This is a genomic window from Pseudomonas ekonensis (genome assembly GCF_019145435.1).
Classification (GTDB): Bacteria; Pseudomonadota; Gammaproteobacteria; order Pseudomonadales; family Pseudomonadaceae; genus Aquipseudomonas; species Aquipseudomonas ekonensis.
Genome location: NZ_JAHSTS010000003.1, coordinates 143,611 through 160,924, shown reverse-complemented (window position 1 = coordinate 160,924; position 17,314 = coordinate 143,611). Strand labels below are relative to the sequence as shown.

The following is a 17,314-nucleotide window of genomic DNA, read 5'->3' as shown; positions in this document are numbered from 1 at the left end:
GCCTGCGCCTGCACGGTCATCCTTGAACGGTGCGCTTAAGCGGAAGACTGCGGGGCAGGCGCACCGTTCAAAAAATGATCAGTCTTCCTTCAGCTTCAGCAACGGTTCCTGGAACCGCAACAGGCGTCCGGCATTGCCCAGCACCAGCAAGGTGCTGAGGTTGTGCAGCAGCGCAGCGATCATGGCCCCGGCTGCGCCGAGCCAACCGAACGCGGCGAACACGACGATCGCCAGCGTCCAGCCCAGGCCGATGATCACGTTCACCTGCAACGTGCGCCGGCACTGGCGACTCAGCCGCACGCAGGTGCCCAGGCGCCGCAGGTCGCTGCCGATCAGCACGATGTCGGCCGAGGCCAGCGCGATGTCGGCGCCTCCCGCCCCCATCGCCACACCGACCACCCCGGCCTTGAGCGCCAATGAGTCGTTGATGCCGTCGCCCACCACCATCGGCCGGAAGCCGCTGTCGATCTCCTTCAGCACCCGGTTGAGCTTGTCCTCCGGCAACGCCTGGGCTTCGACTTCATGCAGGCCGACATCCCGGGCCAGCGCATTCGCCACACTTCGGCGGTCGCCGGTCAGCAGCAATTGCCGGCCCAGGCCCAGGTCGCGCAATTCGCCCAAGGCCAACCGCGCTTCCGGCTTGACGCTGTCGGCGAGCAGCAGCCAGGCGAGGAATTCGCCGTTCAGGGCCAGTCCGGCAATCGGGCCGTCATGTTCCGGCACGGCGGTGGTGACGATGCCCAACTGCGCGAACAACTCAGGGCGGCCCAGCGCCGCTTCGCCCTGAACCGTCATGGCGACCACGCCCAGCCCTTGCCGCTCGTGGATGTCGGTCAGCGCCAGGTCACTGTCCGGCTCGGCCAGACCGGCCAGCGCACGACTGACCGGATGGCTGCTGGCCGCACCGAGCGCCGCCGCCAGCGCGATCACCGTAGCGTGCTCGACGCGGGGGCTGTCGACCGACTGCAAGCGCAAGGTGCCGTACGTCAGGGTGCCGGTCTTGTCCACCACCAGCGAAGTGAGATCGGCCAGCTCCTCAAGGAACGCCGAGCTGCGGATCAGGATCCCGTGCCGCGCCGCCACCGCCACACCGGCAATCGCGGTGGCCGGCGCCGACAGCACCAGCGCGCACGGGCAAGCCGCCACGAGCACCGCGAGCATCGCTTGCGCATCGTGGGTGATGAACCAGGTCACCGCCGCCAGCAACAACACCAGCACCATGTAGCTGCCGGCGTAACGCTCCAGCAGGCGGGTGATCGGCGGCTTGGAGCGCTCGGCGTTCTGCATCAGGCCGATGACCTTGCCGAGGGTCGATTCATCGCCGGTGCGGGTCACCTCGATGCGCAGCAGGCCGTCGAGGTTGATCGCCCCGCCGTACACCTCCATGCCGGCGCCCGCCTCCACTGGCACCGACTCGCCGGTGATCGACGCGGTGTCGAGGCTGGCCTGGCCGAACAGCACCCGCCCGTCCGCCGGCACCCGGTCTCCCGCCCGGACTTCGACCGTGTCGCCGGCCTTGAGCGTGCGGTTGTCGACCTCGATGATCGAGCCGTCGGCCTGCACCTTGCGCGCATGGCTGCGGGTCAACTGGCCCAGCGCATGGATCGCCTCCTGGGAGCCGATCACGCTGCGCTCCTCCAGCACATGGCCGAAGATCATGATGATCGGCAGCAGCGCCGCCGTGAGCAGGTCCCCGGTGGCCCAGGCCCCGAGCAGGGCCAGCGCGATCAACTGATCGGTGATGCCGTGCAGGCTCGGATAGCGCAGGCTGAACCAAGCCGAGCGCATGACCGGCACCGCCACCAGAACCGACGCGACACCCAGCAACAACTGGCTGACGCCGGTCTGCTCCGGCATCAGCCAGCGCCAGATCAGCCCCAGCCCGAGCAGGCCGAGGGCGAGCATCGCCAGGGTCAACTGGCGTGCGGCGCGGCGCTGTTCGGCCGAGGACAGCAGGCCCGGCGCAGGAAGGGTGTTTGTGGTCATTTACTGGCTCCCTGAATGATCAGCCGGGCATCGTCCTTCGGATCCACCGTGGTGACCGAACCGGCCTGGCCGAGGATCTTCGGAATGCGCTCGCGGTACAGACGCAGCAACATCTGCGGGTCGCTGCCTTGCTGCCGGGCCTTGGCCAGGCTCAAGACCGTCGCCGTGTCGGCGGTGGCTTTGGCGAGCCGTTCACCGGCTTGTGCATGGGCAACCTGCAGCGTGCGGTCGGCTTGTTCGTTGGCGGTCTGGGTGAGTTTCTCCGCGTCGGTGCGGGCGTTGGCCACGGCCTTGTCGGCTTGTTGACTGGCGGTCAAGACGGCATTGAACGCACTCACCGCCGGCGCCGGCAGGCTTGATTGCACATCCACCCGCACCGCTTCGATGCCGATGCCCTGCCCGCCGGCCTTCAACTCGGACAAGCGCCGGTTGATGCCTTGCACCAGATCGCCGCGCAACCGTTCACGACGCTCGGCGGCCTGGTTGTCGGCGCCGATCAATTCAGGTCGGGCCACCAGAATCGTGTCCAGGTCCCGGGCGGCCGTCAGGGCCACCGCACTGCGGGTCACCAGCCGATCCAGCGCGGGCAGCACATGATCCCCTTGAAGCACGTACGCATAAGGATCCGTCACTTTGTAGAACACCCGGACATCCAGCTGCACGACGCCAGCATCCCCGGTGAGCAAATAGCCGGAACCGGCCAGCGCGTCGCTCAACGGTGTGGCGAATGTCGCCACGCGATCTGCCTGCAAGGCCGCGTCGCTGCGCAGCAGGTTGTCGACCCGACGCTCGATCACCCGGTCCGCCGCCGGCAGCAGCACCACTTGCTCGAAGGGTTCGGGCCAGGCCAACAGCAAACCGGCATTCTGAATCCGATCCAACGCACCGAAATGCAAAACCACTGCGCGGTTCTGCGGATCGATCTGCCGCACATTGGAGAATGCCCAGGCCAGCGCCGCCAGCACGGTCACGGCGTACAGCGCAAAGAACGCCAGGCGTCCGGCCTGAATCCAGGGGCTGTTCAGCGAATGTGTTCCACGTGGAACTTCACTCATGGCTGCGATCCGCTTTTGCTGTCGAGCGTCGGCGGACCGTCCACCAGCGCCCGGAACGGCGCAGCGTCGGTGCGCAGAATCAGCTTGGTATCGGGCGTGACGATGGTGCCGAGGGTGTCCAGCGAACGCAGCAAGTTGTAGAGCTGCGGCGACCCGGCATAGGCGCGTCCGTAGATCTGCGCCGCCTCGACCCGGGATTGCGCTTCGATCTCTGCCGCTTTCACCGTGGCGTCGGCCTGTACGATGCGTGCATCGCGTTCGGCGGCGGAACGGATTTGCGCCGCTTCGCGCTTGCCGACGGCCGTGCGCTCGGTGGCGATGGTTTCACGCTCGGCGCGCATCCGGTCGACGGTGGCGGTGAGCGTCACCGACGGCAAGGTCAGCCGCTCGATGCCGACCTGCACCACCCGCACCCCGTAAGTCGCCAGCAACTGCTGGTCGATCTGTTGGCGCAGTTGCGCCTCGAAGTCAGCGATGCGCACCTGAGCGGCATCGGTGTTCACCAGATTCGCCAGGTCGAAACTGCTGGCGGTGGTCTCCAGCGCCGAACCGACAAACGTGCGGATCTGCCACGCGGCTTCGTCCGGCTGGTTCTGCACAGCGCGCATGAAACGCTGCACATTGTCCGGATCGCCCTGCACCTGCCACGCCACATACGCCTGCACGATGATCCGCAGGCCGTCGCGGGTGCCGACATCCTGCAGGCCGCTGGACGTGGTGCGCAGACGCAAGTCCACCGGGATCGCCGCCTCGAACGGCGCCGGCCAGCGCCAGCCCAGCCCCGGCTCCAGCAGCACCCGCGTCGGGTTGCCGAAGCGGGTGATCACCGTCGCCTCCCCGGAGCGCACCTGCACCAGGCTCGCCGCCGCGACCGCAAAGGCCACCAGCAGCGCCGCCCAGCCCATGCGCCGCCAAGGGAACGGCCCCGCCTCTTCCGGTTCGCCGTGGTGATGGTGATGATGACCGTGATGATGGTGATGCCCGCCATGAGCATGACCGTGGCCGCTGTGATCGGAATGATCGTGAGTGTGCGACTGGCTCAATGGGTGACTCCTGGTTGAGCGGAATTGCGTGCCGGCGCGGGATCGGCCGGCAGTGTGAAGGTGCGCAGGTCAATGGTCGGCGCATTGCCGCTGCCGCCGAGGCGATGGTCGAGCACCAGCAAGCGGGCCTTGCCCAGGCCCTGGCTGAGCCGGCTGAGGTACTGCTCCAGCACGAACGCCTGGCCGGCGCTGGCGTAGGCCTTTTGTTCGGCCGCGAACTTGAGGTCCGCCGCCCGTGCCGCCGCTTCCGTTTCGCGGGCGTTGGCGGTGGCTTGATCCCCGGCGAGGCTGGCCTGAAGTTGCGCCTGGTTGCTGGCCTCGGCCGCCGCGCCGCGCTCGCGGGCGATCAACGCCTGCGCACCGATCTGCGCCGCCTGCACGCCGTGGTAGGCATTGGCCGCACCGGCCGGCGGATGAATGGCCTCGACCACCGTGGCGAGGATCTCCACGCCGCTGTCGAGTTTTTGCAGGTCTTGCTGCACCGCCCGGCCGATCTCCTCGGCGAGCCCCGTCCTGTCTTGCCCCAGCAAACCGTCGAGGGTGCGTGAGGCGAAGTCGTGCACCAGGATCCGGCTGGCCGTGCTGCGGATCAGCGTCGGCACATCGGCGCTGTTGTAGGTGGCGGCCAGTGCGGCCTCATCGCTCAATCCGATGCGGTAGACGAAGCGCACGTCCATGTTGACGATCTGGAAGCTCTGCTGCCCGCCCCGACTGCCGGCGATCACTTGGGACTTGTCGTTGACGTGGCTGGCGTCCCACAAGCGGTTGGCCGTTATCGGCGCCGGACCTTCGGCAGGCTCCGCCTGAACCGGCGCGGGGTTGTCGCCGACGCTGGTGGCCAACTCATGCACCACACCGTTCTCGACGCTCAACACCCGCCCCAGCGGCCACGGCAGACCGGCGTGCAGACCGGGGCCGAACACCTGCACCGGTTTGCCGAAGCGCTCGTAGATGCCGCGACCTTGCATCGGGATTTCATGAAGCCCGGTCAGTAGCCACCCCACCGCCGCGACCAGCGCCAGCACCGGCAACAGGGCCCGGCGCATGTAGCTGAAGGCCCAGATCTGGCGCAGGTCGATGCCGAAGCGATTGTGCAGTTCATGCTGCAAGGCCAGCAGCGGCTGCGGCGGCCAGCGCAGCAGATCCGCCACAACGCTGCGCGCCAGCAGGGTCGGCTCGAGCGTCTCCCGCCGCGGGCTGAACAGCGACAACACCGCACGCAGCAGCAACTCCAGCGCCACCACGCCCGGCAGGATGCCGATCAGCACGGCGACGCGCACCGGCCACACGGCGCTTTCGCCGGCGAACAACAGGCACAGCGCCGCCAACACCAGGCAGATGATCGCCACGCGCGCCAATTGCGCCAGCGACCCCGCTTCAGGCCATTGCGCTGCGGATTCCTGGGCCCATTGCCGCTCCAGCACCAGCAACCCGAACGCCAGCACCAGCGCCAGCGCGGCGCCGGCCGTCGCGGACAGGCCCACAGCGGCGGACGGCAACGCCAGGCTCCACGTCTGATCGATGCTCAACGTAGCCGCCAAGGCCCAGCCTCCCAGCCATAGCGTGGGCGCGCCGACCTGCCCCAGCAGGTGCAGGCCGCGACGGCTCAACCGGTCGAGCAACCGCTCGTACCAACCGTCCGGCGCAGGCGCATCATCCTCGGGGACGACCGATGCGGGCGGATCGATCACCCGTGCCCGCCAGCGGCTCACCCACCACGCAGATTGCAGTCCGGCCACCAGCACCAGCAACGCAGCGCTGAGGTTGACCAACAGCGCCGGCCACAACGATTGCGGCGCAAACAGCCCGACAAAGAACGCCAGCACCCACCCTGCCCCGGCCAACGCGCCCAGCCCGACGGCCAACCGGCGCAAGCGGCGACCCTGGGCCGCGGCCTGCTGAAAGCGCGGCAATTCGGTCACGTGCGTGCCATCCCCCTCCAGATCGACTTGCATATCCCCCCAAAACCTTTGGCTATCGGCACATATCGTTACGATATAACAAATGCCGTGAAATATTCGTACACAAATCCACTATCTAAAGACGACCGACCTGTCGCTTGCCTGAAGCCTTGACCGAAATGTCCGGAAACGCACATATTACGTTCGTAATTTTTAGTGCGGACTACCGTTACCGATCCGCATCCTTCAACCAGGAGCAAGCGCATGAGCAACTATGACGTGGTGATTCTGGGCGGCGGCCCCGGCGGCTACAACGCGGCGATCCGCGCCGGCCAACTCGGCCTCAAGGCCGCTTGCGTGGAGGGTCGTGCCACCCTCGGCGGCACCTGCCTGAATGTCGGCTGCATGCCCTCCAAGGCGTTGCTGCATGCCTCCGAACTGTACGAAGCGGCCGTGGGGCCGGAATTCGCCAACCTCGGCATCGAGGTCAAACCGTCGCTCAACCTGGCGCAGATGATGAAGCAGAAGGACGAGAGCGTCGCCGGCCTGACCAAAGGCATCGAGTTCCTGTTCCGCAAGAACAAGGTCGACTGGATCAAGGGCTGGGGCCACATCGACGGCCCCGGCAAGGTCAGCGTGACCGGCGACCAGGGCAGCCGCATCGAGCTCACCGCCAAGGACATCGTCATCGCCACCGGCTCCGAGCCCACGCCCCTGCCCGGTGTGGAGATCGACAACAAACGCATCCTCGACTCCACCGGCGCGCTGTCGCTCGGCGAAGTGCCCAGGCACCTGGTGGTGATCGGCGCCGGGGTGATCGGCCTGGAGCTGGGCTCGGTCTGGCGCCGGCTCGGGGCGCAAGTGACGGTGGTCGAATACCTGGATCGCATCTGTCCCGGCGTCGACGGCGAAACCGGCAAGGCCTTGCAGCGCTCATTGGGCAAGCAAGGGATCGCCTTCAGGCTGAGCTCGAAAGTCACCAGCGCCACGTCCTCGGCCAGCGGCGTGCAACTGAGTGTCGAACCCGCCGCCGGCGGCGCCGCCGAGCTGCTGGAAGCCGACTATGTGCTGGTCGCCATCGGCCGCCGGCCTTACACCCGCGGGCTGGGCCTGGAGAACGTCGGCCTGGGCACCGACAAGCGCGGCATGCTCGCCAACGACCGCCACCGCACCGAGGCCGCCGGGGTGTGGGTGATCGGCGACGTCACGTCCGGGCCGATGCTCGCGCACAAGGCCGAAGACGAAGCCATGGCCTGCATCGAGCGGATCGCCGGCAAGGCGGCCGAGGTCAACTACGGCCTGATCCCCAACGTGATCTACACCCGGCCGGAACTGGCCAGCGTCGGCAAGACCGAAGAGCAGCTCAAGGCCGAAGGCCGGGCCTACAAGGTCGGCAAGTTCCCGTTCACCGCCAACAGCCGGGCCAAGATCAACCACGAGACCGAAGGTTTCGCCAAGGTCATCGCCGACGAGCGCACGGACGAGGTGCTGGGCGTGCACCTGGTCGGCCCGAGCGTCAGCGAGATGATCGGCGAATACTGTGTGGCCATGGAGTTCAGCGCCTCGGCCGAAGACATCGCCCTGACCTGCCACCCGCATCCGACCCGCTCGGAGGCGTTGCGCCAGGCCGCGATGGATGTGGAGGGGATGGCGACGCAGATGTAAGGCCGCCGGCAGACAGGCTCGCTGCCACAGAGATTGCTGCAGTCCTGTAGGAGCGAGCCCGCTCGCGATGGGCTCAACCCGGCCTCAAGCCGGAAGATGCCCCAACGGCAACGCCCCCGGCGTCTTCACCGTGTTGATCGCAAAGTTGCTGCGGATGTCGCTCACCCCCGGCAGCTTCAGCAGGCAACCGGTGAGAAAGCGGTCATAGGCCCGCAGGTCCGGCACCACCACCTGCAACAGGAAGTCCGACTCGCCGGACACCAGAAACGCCGAAATCACCTCCGGCAGCGCCGTCACCGCCGCCCGGAACGCTTCGGCCCGCTCATCGTTGTGCCGCTCCACCTTGACCCCGACGAACACGGTCAGCCCCAGCCCCACTTCATCGCGGTCGAGGTTGGCCTGGTAGCCGCGGATCACCCCCGCCTCCTCCAGCATCCGCACCCGGCGCAGGCACGGCGAGGCCGACAGTCCGATCTCGTCGGCCAGTTGCACGTTGCTCAGGCGCCCGTCCCGTTGCAGCGCGGCGAGAATCTTGCGGTCGAAAGCGTCCAGTTTCATGGTTGGCAGATTCCAATGGTCTATGCGCAGAAAGAAAGCAGGTTATGCCAATCATGAGCGCTTTTGAAGCGAACTACGCAAGCACCTGCCCTACCCTTCGGCCCTAGACTGAGCCGACCGAATCGACAACGAAAGGGGTGCGGCATGGCGAGTCTCTGGCTGTTTTTCCTGGCATTGGCGGTGGTCTACCTACTGCCCGGCCCGGACATGATCCTGCTGTTGCAGACCGGCGCCCGCCAAGGCCGCGGCGCGGCGCTGGCCACTGCCGTCGGACTGGCGGTGGCCCGGGGCTGCCATGTGGCGTTGGCGGGGCTGGGGCTGGCGGCGCTGTTCAAGGCCGCGCCGTGGACGTTCGACGTGGTGCGCCTGGCCGGGGCGGCCTACCTGCTGTGGCTCGGCGTCCAGTGCCTGCGCAGCACATTGCTGCCGGACCTGAACGCTGCGCCGCTGCCGGACGCGAAGGCGCAATGGCGCGAAGCGGTGCGCCGCGGTCTGCTGACCAATCTGCTCAACCCCAAGGCGTTGCTGTTCTGCTCGGTGCTGCTGCCGCAGTTCATCGTCGCCGACGGCGCGCCGGTGCTCACCCAATTTGCCGTGCTCGGCGCCCTGCTGGTGGGCGCAGGGCTGCTGTTCGACAGCGCCTACGCCCTGGCCGGCGCCGCCCTGGGCCGCTGGCTGCACAACAGCCCTTCGGCCCAGCGCCTGCAACAGTGGCTGTTCGGCAGCCTGTTGATCGGCTTCGCCGTGCGTTTGACGTTCGTCCAGCAGGCCTAGGCTTTGCGGGCCTTGCGCCGGCGTCCGAACAGCCACAGCGCAGCGCCCGCCAGCACCACGGCCGCGCCGATCTGCACCGGCCACTTGTAAGGGCGCAGCGTCGAGCGCACGGCGTCGGTGACCTGGGTCACGTAGCGCTTGTCAGCGTTCTCGAAGTCCGGATACGGGCACTGGTGGCCGAAGTCCACCGCCCACGGCACGTACGGGCCTTCCTTCACATAGCGTTGGTACAGCCCGCGCTGATCCTCCTCGCTACTGTTCCAGCCGGCCGCCGAACACAGCACGGCGGCGAACGCCTGGCTGGTGTGCGGCAGGTTGTCGGCCGCGCGGCTGGCCAACGCGGTGGCGACGAACCGGTAGTGGTAACGCACGTCGGGCTGCGCCTCGCTGGCCTTCTGGCGCTGCACTTCGGCGTCGGCCACCAGCGGGCCGACCTTCAGTTCGGCGGTCTCCAGGCTGTAGTTGCCGCCGAACGTCGCGTAGTCCGGCGCCATCTCGTAGCCAAGGATGTCCATGCCCCATTCCCGGGCCGTCCAGGCCGCGTTGAACAGCGCCGCGGCGCGTTTGGTCGGCCACCAGGCCGCGTCGGCGTTCAGCCGTTGCTGGCCATACAGCCGGGCCTTGTTCTGCAGGTCGGGATTGTCGAAGTAGCCGACCGCCTCTTCGTAACGGCCTTCGCGCAGCAAGCGCCGGCCCAACAAGTTGCGCAGGTTCGCCGCCACCGACAGCGGCACGTAGTTGTCGCGGTCCTGCTGGCTCAGCACCGGCGGCGCCGGCACTTTCTCATCGACGTAGCGCTTGAGCTCATCGAGCGTCAGCACCCGCTCGGCCACGGTGGCGGCGTCGAACCAGTAAATGTCCTGGCTTTGGTACAGCCGGTCGAAGGCTTGCAGGTAATCGCCGCGCTGCAGGTCGAGGATCGCGCTTTCGCCGTCCACCCGGCACTTGGGCCGCAGGGTTTCGAAGGCCCAGTCCGGCGTGCGCCGCTCGCCCCACGATTCGTCCTTCGGAAAGGCCTGGGCGGCTTTGGCGTAGGCCGCTGCGGCGGCGTTGGCGTCGCCGTCGCGCACCGCCAGTTTCGCCCGCAGCCACCAGGCCAGCCCGCCGTCCCCGGCGTGTTCGAGAAACGCCTTGGCGCTGGCGTAGTCGCCCTGCTGATAGTTCATCGCCGCCAGGCGGTCGGCGTTGTCCAGGCTGCCGCGGGTGCTGTCCTGCAGCAGTTTGATGAGTGCCTTCTCGCGCTCCGGCTGCTCGCCGAACGACCAGCCGATCCGGCTGATCAGCGAGGCCGTGACCAGTTGCTGCACCGCTTTGCCCCGCAGCAGCTTGGCCAGTTGATCCTCGGGCAGCGCCACCAGGTCGTTCACCAGCAGTTTCAGCGAAGACGCCCCCACCATCGAGCCATGCTGGTTCTGCGCCGCGTACAGTTCGATGGCGCCGTTCCAGTCTCCGGCGGTGCGCAGCACCCGGGCCTCTTCGCCGAGGCTGGCCACGCCCAGCTCCAGCGGGTCGCTGAAACCGTCGATGTTCAATTGGCGGGTCTGGCGGAACGCGGCGAGCGCCTGCTCCAGCGGATCGAGGGCGTCGTCCGCCTGCCCGCTCATGGCGTACAGGGATCGGCCCAGGGAGTACGCCGCCCACGTGCTGCGCAACGGGCGCTGATCCGCCGGCAGCGCCAGCACCTGCCTGAAGTAGTCGGCCGCCAGCGGGTAATCGGCGGCGGCGAACGCCACGGCGCCGGCCACGTACAGGCGCACCTCGGCGGGAAGGTCGGCACCCTGATCATAGGCCTGGCGGGCATCGCCGAGGCTGCGCAAGCGCTTGACCTGCGCCTGCGCAGCTTCGGTCAGATCCGCTTGCTCGGCCTGCTCGCGCTCGTCGACGTATTCACCGGGCTCGCCGTAGGCGTCCGGGTTATGGGTGGCCACCGTCGTGAGCTTGAGCCCGTCGATGGCTTTGCCCAGACGGCTGATCTCGAAGTTGAAGTTGCCCTCCGGCAGTTCCGCCAGCGATTGCCCGCGGTTGTCGAGCAGGCGCATCGGGAAGTCCGGGCCGCAGGCCAGCGCCGTGCCCAGCGGCAGGCTGAGGCTCAGGCAGAGCAGGTGGCGGGGCCAGTTACGGGTCAACATGCGAACCTCCTTGATCAATGTTTGCGCAACGCGCCCAACCGACGGCGCGCTGACCGCCCGCCGGCAGCCGGCCGTCGCGCAGGCGGGTGAAGGTAAGCAGATCCGGCGTTTGTTGCAACGTGTAACCGGCCAGGGCGTCGGCGCCGACGCAATCCCGGGCCTTGACCGTCAGGCGCGCGGGCCACGGGCTGTCGAGATTGCCGCGGTTGGCGAGGCCGATGTCGTAGAGCCCGTCCTGCGCCGCGAAGCTCACGTCGAGGCGGCTCGACAGGGGTTCGTCGCGGGCGACGGCACGCAACGTGGTCAGGCTCCAGGCCCGACGGTCGTTGGCCAGCGGCAGGCGGAACCAGATCAGGCCCGCCAGATGTTCCGGGCGTTTTCCCCGCAGCCCGCTGGCCAATTGGCTCAAGGCCTGTGGATCGGCAAGCAGTTCGCGGCGTTCGCCGCGCCGCGGGATCGCGACCTCGCTTTCCACCCCAGGCGCCCCGCCGCTGTCCGGCAACAGCGCCACGCCGTAGGCCGGCAGCGCCAGGTAGAACGGTTTGTCGCTGACCCGTCCCCAGGCGTCCGCCCAGCGCCGCGCCTGATCCGCATCGAACAGGCCCCGGCGCGGATCGCTGACCGCATGCACCTGCAGCACACTGCTGTCGACCGCCGCCAGCAGCGCCGGCAACTGCGGGCTGTCCAGCCACGCCGGTAACGCGGTGATGCTCAGCGGCAACGAGGGCGGCAGCGCCGGGCGCAGATGCGTGAGGAATTCGGCATAGGCCGGCAGCCGTGCGCTGCCGGCATCGTGGTCGATCTCAACGCCGGCCAACGTCAGCCCCTGCCCCCGCCAGTCGTCGAGCACCTGAAGTATCTGCGCCGTGGCTTGCGCAAGGTCCAGGGACTTGAGCTGGCCGTCGAGCCGGATCACCGCAATCAGCGGCCGACCGTCCTGGCGGAGCAACGCCGGATCGATCCGCGCCCGGCTCCATCCCGCCTGTGGAAAAGCCTGCAACGCCAGCACCCGCACCGTCGAAAAGTCAGCGCGGCTGTCGCGCAGCGCGGCCTCATGGGCGGGCGTCCATTGGCGCTGCCAGATGTAGAGTTGCTGGTCGAGGGGCGGCGCCGGCGTGCGCTCACAGGCCGAGAGCCAAGAGGCGATGGCCAGCACCGCCGACAGCCCGATGTAAAACCGCATTGCTTGCGACTCCCTGGCCACGCAAAGCGCCAAGGGTACACAAAACCGTCGGGAGCGGCCGACATCTTGGTTGCCTGATCCGACGATGGCGTCAGTCAACGCATCGCAAAAGCCCGCGACGGCGCTAAGGCTTGCGGGCGATGATCACCTGACTTTTCGCCACGACCGCATCCAGCGCCTGCTTGATCTGCGCGCCGCGCGGCGAGTCGAGCACCGTCTGCCAGGTGTCGGCCCAGTGGTTGAGCAGCGGGTGGTCGGCGTTGCTGAAGTCCACCTTCGCCTCCCAGAAAAGCAGCATCCACATCGACCAGTAAAAGCCGTACGAACTGTGGCTGATGATCTCCAGGCCCGCGTCGCTGACCATGCCCTTGAACTGCTCCTCGCCGATGATCCGGATGTGGTTGGGTTTCTGGAAATACTCCGGCGCGGCGATGTCCTTCTGCAGGTCTTCGGAACTTGGGTGCGGCACGCTCAGCAGGTACAGCGCCCCCGGCCGGCCGACCCGCACCAGTTCGGCGAGGAACTGCGCCGGGTCGTCGACGTGCTCGATGACTTCGGTGGACACCACACGGGTGGCGGTGGCGTCGGCGATCGGCAGCGGGTTGCAGTCGGTGACATGGCATTCGACGCCGCGCGCCGGCGTATCGCCCAGGCGCTGGCGGGTGGCCTCGACCTTGGCGCCGTCGATGTCGGCGATGATGATCTTCGCCCCGCGCATCCCGCAGAAGTGCACGTTGCCGCCGTCGCCGCAGCCCACATCCAGCAGCGTATCGTCGGCCGTCACAGGAAAGCCTGTGAACAGCTCGCCGGTCTCCTGGTTGAACCAGCCGCTGAGCATGGCGTCGCGCAGCCCGAGCATGTACGGATCAACCTTGTCGGCGGCCGGGGCGACGGGCTCGGCGGACGGCGCCGCCGTGAGTTTCTTCAAAAGGCTCAGCATGAGGTGGCTCCAGGGGATGGGACGGCGGTGGGAGAGGTGCGCAGGCGCCGCACCAGGGCGGTGCCGCGGTTGCGCAGGGGCATTTCGATCAGGCGGTAGTTCAGTTCGCTCAGCAGCGCGATCAGGCCGGCGGCGGCCAGGAGCGTGGCGACCGGGTGGCCGCCGAGGTCGGGAAGGCCGGCGGCCTGCAGGCGGAAACTCAGTTCGCGCACCAGTTGATAGGCCGGAATGTGGATCAGGTAGATGCCGTAGGAGCGGCTGCCGATCCACGCCATCAGCCATTGCATACGGCCCGCCGGCAGCAGGTAGTCGCGGTTGTACGACGCGATCCACACCAGCGCCGCGCCGAGCACGGCGATCGAGCCGATGCGGTAAGGGGCAAAGGTGAAGCGGTCGGTGGCCATGAAGCTCAGCAGCGCCGCGACCGCGATCAGCGTCGGGACGCCGAGCCAGGGCCGGCTCAGGAAGGTCGGTTCGAAGCGCCGCCAGGACGGTTGCGCACTCCACATCGCCAGCAGCACGCCCAACGCCAGCGCATCGGTGCGAACCACCATCAGCAGCGGCGTGCGCACAGTGAAGAGCTGCACCGCGATCAGGGCGAGCAAGGCCCAGGCCAGCTGCTTGCGGCACACCAGGATCAACAGCGGAAACAGCAGGTAGAACTGCTCCTCCAGCGACAGGCTCCAGTAGACGAAACTGCTGCCGTACTCGTAATGGAAAAAACTGTCGGCGAAGCGCAAGTTGGCGTATTGAAACACCCCGGCGAAGGTGGCCTGCACGTTGGCCTGCCACGTGCCGAAGGCGCCGGAACGGTTGAGGAACACGCAGGCCAGCAGCATCAGCGCCAGCCACAGCCAGGCCGAAGGCAACAGCCGGAACGCCCGGCGCAGCCAGAAGTCGCGCACCTGCAGCCACTGCGCCTGACGGCCTTCGCAAGCGCGCAGCGCAGGGATCAGGCTGCGGGCGATGACGAACCCGGAGATCGCGAAGAACAGGTCGACGCCCCACCACGGCTGCGCCCAGGCATGGATCGTCTCCAGCAACGGCACCTGATCGGTGAACAGGCTGCCTTGCAGGTGATGGAACAGCACCCCCAGCACCGCAACGGCCCGCAGCACCTCGATGTCCAGGATCCGCCGTTCGCTCATCGGCTCAGGCACCGCAGGTATGCGCAGGGGCCGTCGCGCACAGCGCCTGCGCCCGCCCCAGGAAATCGCGCAAGCGCTGCTCCGCCACGGCCTGGCTGCAAAAGGCCTGAAGGCTGCGCACCGCATGTGCCGACATCTGCGCGTAGCGTTGCGGATCGTGCCTGGCCACCTCGTAGCTGGCCCGGTAGGCGTCGCGCACCGACGCCCAGTCGGTGATGTAGCGCAAGGTCCGGTAGGCCTTGCGCGGGTCGTGGGGCCACGCGGTGAGCTCGTCGGTGGTCCGCACCAGGAACGCGTTGTCTTCGTCCAGGTAATCGATCATCGCGGTGGTGCGCGGGGCCACGGCCGGCTTGCCGCAGGACATGAATTCCATCAGCGGCAGGCACTGCCCTTCGCCGTAGGAGGTGTTCACCACATAGCGGGTCGCCTGCACCAGCCGTTCGTAGTCCGCATCCGCCAGGTAGCCGTGGATCAGCACGATGCGGCAGCGGTAGGACTGGTTCTTGTAGAGGTGATGGAGGATGTCGCCGAGCGCCTCTTCGGCGTCGTGATGCGTGAGCTTGAGCACCAGCGTCGCATCCTCGGTGTCGCGGAAGGCGACGCAGAAGGCGCTGAGCATGTCCTCCCAGTTCTTGCGGCCGTCGCCGGGGTTGAACACCGAGGTGTACACCACGCCGTCGAGCACCAGTTCCTGCTCCCGAACCGGCGCCTTGAAGTCGATGGCCTTGCCCCGGCGCAGATGCACCGGGCCGAACGCCTCCAGGTCGAGCTGACGGCTGTCGGCCACCAGCCCCTTGATCGTCAGGCGCACCGGCCCGGTCTGCGGCTGGGCCTGTGCCGACGTGCCGCGGGCGCTGAAGCGGTCCCATACCGGCGCCGGCACGGAGATGATCGGGTAATCGGTTCCCATGGCCTGGTGCACGGCATCGACCGTGTAGCCGGAGTGCGTGATGGCCGCGCCGCAGGCCTGCAGCACGGTGCGCCAGTCGTTGCGCGGCTCGCCGGCGAACGGTTCGTTGGGGATGGTGCTGAATTCCCAGGCGAACACCGGCAAGGTCGGGCAGGCCAGGTGCACCGGCGTGCGGTGCGGCGGCGAAAAGGACAGGAACACGCAAGGCTCGCCGCGGGCGACGCACTCAAGGTACAGCGCATCGACCTCCCGCTGCGGATCGCGGACTTCGACCACCCGCCCCAGGCGCTCGAGCACGGGCCGGTACTCCTTGAGCACGAAGTAATAGCTGTACTCGGACCGGCCGAGGTTGCGCTCGATGGTGTGCTGGTTGGTTTCGGAATGAATGATGATCAGCATGAGGCGTCTTCCGTAACGGGTGCGGCAACGGCGATCGGCGGCACCAGCCCTAGGAAGTCCGCCAGCCTTTGTTGCACCGGCGCGAACGCGCAGTAGGCGCGCATGCGTTCGAGCGCGGCGACGGACAGGTGCCGGTACGCCTGCGGCTGGCTCTTGGCGAGCCGGTAGCTGTTTTCGTAGGCGTCCTTGAGCGATCCCCAATCGGGCCGGTGGCGCAGCGTGCGGTAGATGATCCGCGAGTCCTGGGGCCAGATGGTCAGCTCCTCGCTGGACTTGACCACGAACGCCACGCTGTCGTCGATGTAGTCCTCCATGGCCGTATGGTCGGGAGCGATGGCCGGCTTGCCGCTGGCCATGAACTCCATCAGCGGCAGGCACAGGCCTTCGCAGCGCGATGCGTTGACGTAGAAACTGGCGGCCTCGTACAGCCGGGCATACTGGGCATCGTCCAGGTAGCCGTGCATCACCACGACCCGGCACGCGAACGGCGACAGCTGCGCCAGCAGGGTCATCAACTCGCCGTGGTAGGACGCCAGATCGTTCTGGGTGATCTTCAGCACCAGCGTCGCGTCAGGCGTTTCGCGAAACGCCCAGCAGAACGCGGTGATCATCTGGTGCCAGTTCTTGCGGCCGTCCTTGGGGTTGAACACGGTGACGTACACCACCCCGTCGACGCGGGTCTCGACCACCTGCGAGGTGTCCGGCAGGTTGAGCGGCGCAGGCGCAGGCTCAGCCACCGCCTGCGGGCCGGCGATCGCCGGCAGTTGCCGGGCGAGCCAACCGTGGGCCTTGTCCGACAGCAGGTCGCGGATCCCTTCCCAGTACCAGTGATGCAGGAACTTCACCCGCGGCACGCCTTGCTCGCGGCCCAGATCCAGCGCCCACTGGCGCAGGAAGTGCCGGGCGATGACGAAACGGCGCTTGAGGGTCAAGGGCGGCGGACGCAGCGCCTCGAGCGCCGCTTCCTCTTCGGGCGTCAGCGGCTTGGGCACCAGGTCGTCGGCCGACAGGGCCAGGGTGCGGGTGTCGAAAATGCAGCCCTTGATCGACAGCGTCATGCCCGGGTTCACCGGCGCATCGGCCTGCCGCTCGCGGATGGCGGCAAAGTTCTCCCACAACGGGGTGGGCAGGACCAGCACGGGAAAGTCGTCGCCCATGGCCCGGCGGATCGCCCGGGCGGTGTGGCTCGACAGCGTGATCACCCGGCCATGGCGCGCCAGCATGCGCGTCCAGTCATGGCGAGGATCGTCGTCCCACTGCTCGTCGGGGATCGAATCGAACTCCCAGGCGACCACGCAGACCATCGGGCAGGCCAGTTCGGTCGGGGTTTTCTGGGGCGGTGCGAACGACAGGAACAGACAGTCTTCGCCGCGGGCGACCAGCTGCCGGTAAAGGGGATCGACTTCGGCCGGGGAAGACACCACATGCACTTGCCCGAGGCTTTCGAGCACCGGCCGGTAGGCCTTGAGCACAAAGTAGTAGCTGTATTCGGGACGTCCGAGGCTCTGGCTGATGGAGTGGTCGTTGACGTCGGAGTAGAGAATGAAATTCATGGCATCCCACGATGAAACAGCCGTCCCGGCCATTTCATTTCATGACGGAGAACTGCAACCGGGCAAGTCG

General features: G+C 67.6%; 13 protein-coding genes. 2 read left to right on the top strand and 11 right to left on the bottom strand.

Going from position 1 to position 17,314, the window contains the following annotated elements:
- Positions 1-78: 78 nt before the first annotated feature.
- The 4 genes from KVG96_RS24705 to hflK (KVG96_RS24690) are packed head-to-tail and all read right to left on the bottom strand — an operon-like array spanning position 79 to position 6,039.
- Positions 79-1,986 (bottom strand): heavy metal translocating P-type ATPase, encoded by a 1,908-nt coding sequence (locus KVG96_RS24705; RefSeq protein WP_217894390.1) that lies wholly within the window; start codon positions 1,984-1,986, stop codon positions 79-81.
- The gene (gene hflK, locus KVG96_RS24700; protein ID WP_217894389.1) at positions 1,983-3,041 is read right to left on the bottom strand and encodes a protease modulator HflK; all 1,059 of its coding nucleotides are present in this window, start codon (positions 3,039-3,041) and stop codon (positions 1,983-1,985) included. Before hflK (KVG96_RS24700) ends, KVG96_RS24705 begins: the two co-directional genes overlap by 4 nt.
- Entirely contained in the window at positions 3,038-4,084 is a 1,047-nt protein-coding gene (hflC, locus tag KVG96_RS24695; protein WP_217894388.1) for a protease modulator HflC, read from the bottom strand. The genes hflK (KVG96_RS24700) and hflC overlap by 4 nt, the downstream gene beginning before the upstream one ends.
- Complete coding sequence (hflK, locus tag KVG96_RS24690) at positions 4,081-6,039, bottom strand: protease modulator HflK (RefSeq protein WP_217894387.1); 1,959 nt, start codon at positions 6,037-6,039, stop codon at positions 4,081-4,083. Before hflK (KVG96_RS24690) ends, hflC begins: the two co-directional genes overlap by 4 nt.
- A 210-nt stretch (positions 6,040-6,249) precedes the next feature.
- On the opposite strand from hflK (KVG96_RS24690), the gene lpdA reads away from it, so the two are divergent.
- The gene (lpdA, locus tag KVG96_RS24685) at positions 6,250-7,650 is read left to right on the top strand and encodes a dihydrolipoyl dehydrogenase (RefSeq protein WP_217894386.1); all 1,401 of its coding nucleotides are present in this window, start codon (positions 6,250-6,252) and stop codon (positions 7,648-7,650) included.
- Between the two features lie 84 nt (positions 7,651-7,734).
- Here lpdA and KVG96_RS24680 read toward each other — a convergent pair whose 3' ends face one another.
- On the bottom strand, positions 7,735-8,208 hold the full coding sequence (locus KVG96_RS24680; protein ID WP_085579211.1) for an Lrp/AsnC family transcriptional regulator: 474 nt from the start codon (positions 8,206-8,208) through the stop codon (positions 7,735-7,737).
- Positions 8,209-8,352: 144 nt separating this feature from the next.
- Between KVG96_RS24680 and KVG96_RS24675 the strand changes: the two genes are divergently transcribed.
- Entirely contained in the window at positions 8,353-8,982 is a 630-nt protein-coding gene (locus KVG96_RS24675; protein ID WP_217894385.1) for a LysE family translocator, read from the top strand.
- Here the strand turns inward: KVG96_RS24675 and KVG96_RS24670 are convergent.
- From KVG96_RS24670 to KVG96_RS24645, 6 genes are all read right to left on the bottom strand, one after another.
- The gene (locus KVG96_RS24670) at positions 8,979-11,111 is read right to left on the bottom strand and encodes a hypothetical protein (RefSeq protein ID WP_217894384.1); all 2,133 of its coding nucleotides are present in this window, start codon (positions 11,109-11,111) and stop codon (positions 8,979-8,981) included. The two genes, KVG96_RS24675 and KVG96_RS24670, sit on opposite strands and share 4 nt — an antisense overlap.
- Positions 11,098-12,294 carry a DUF3142 domain-containing protein gene (locus tag KVG96_RS24665; protein WP_217894383.1) on the bottom strand — a complete coding sequence of 399 codons (1,197 nt, stop codon included), beginning with the start codon at positions 12,292-12,294 and terminating at the stop codon, positions 11,098-11,100. Before KVG96_RS24665 ends, KVG96_RS24670 begins: the two co-directional genes overlap by 14 nt.
- A 124-nt stretch (positions 12,295-12,418) precedes the next feature.
- Positions 12,419-13,234, bottom strand: a complete 816-nt coding sequence (locus KVG96_RS24660) for a class I SAM-dependent methyltransferase (protein ID WP_217894382.1) — start codon at positions 13,232-13,234, stop codon at positions 12,419-12,421.
- The gene (locus KVG96_RS24655) at positions 13,228-14,382 is read right to left on the bottom strand and encodes an acyltransferase family protein (protein ID WP_217894381.1); all 1,155 of its coding nucleotides are present in this window, start codon (positions 14,380-14,382) and stop codon (positions 13,228-13,230) included. The genes KVG96_RS24660 and KVG96_RS24655 overlap by 7 nt, the downstream gene beginning before the upstream one ends.
- A gap of 4 nt (positions 14,383-14,386) precedes the next feature.
- Entirely contained in the window at positions 14,387-15,691 is a 1,305-nt protein-coding gene (locus KVG96_RS24650) for a glycosyltransferase (RefSeq protein ID WP_217894380.1), read from the bottom strand.
- Positions 15,685-17,244 carry a glycosyltransferase gene (locus KVG96_RS24645; RefSeq protein WP_217894379.1) on the bottom strand — a complete coding sequence of 520 codons (1,560 nt, stop codon included), beginning with the start codon at positions 17,242-17,244 and terminating at the stop codon, positions 15,685-15,687. The genes KVG96_RS24650 and KVG96_RS24645 overlap by 7 nt, the downstream gene beginning before the upstream one ends.
- Positions 17,245-17,314: the final 70 nt, after the last annotated feature.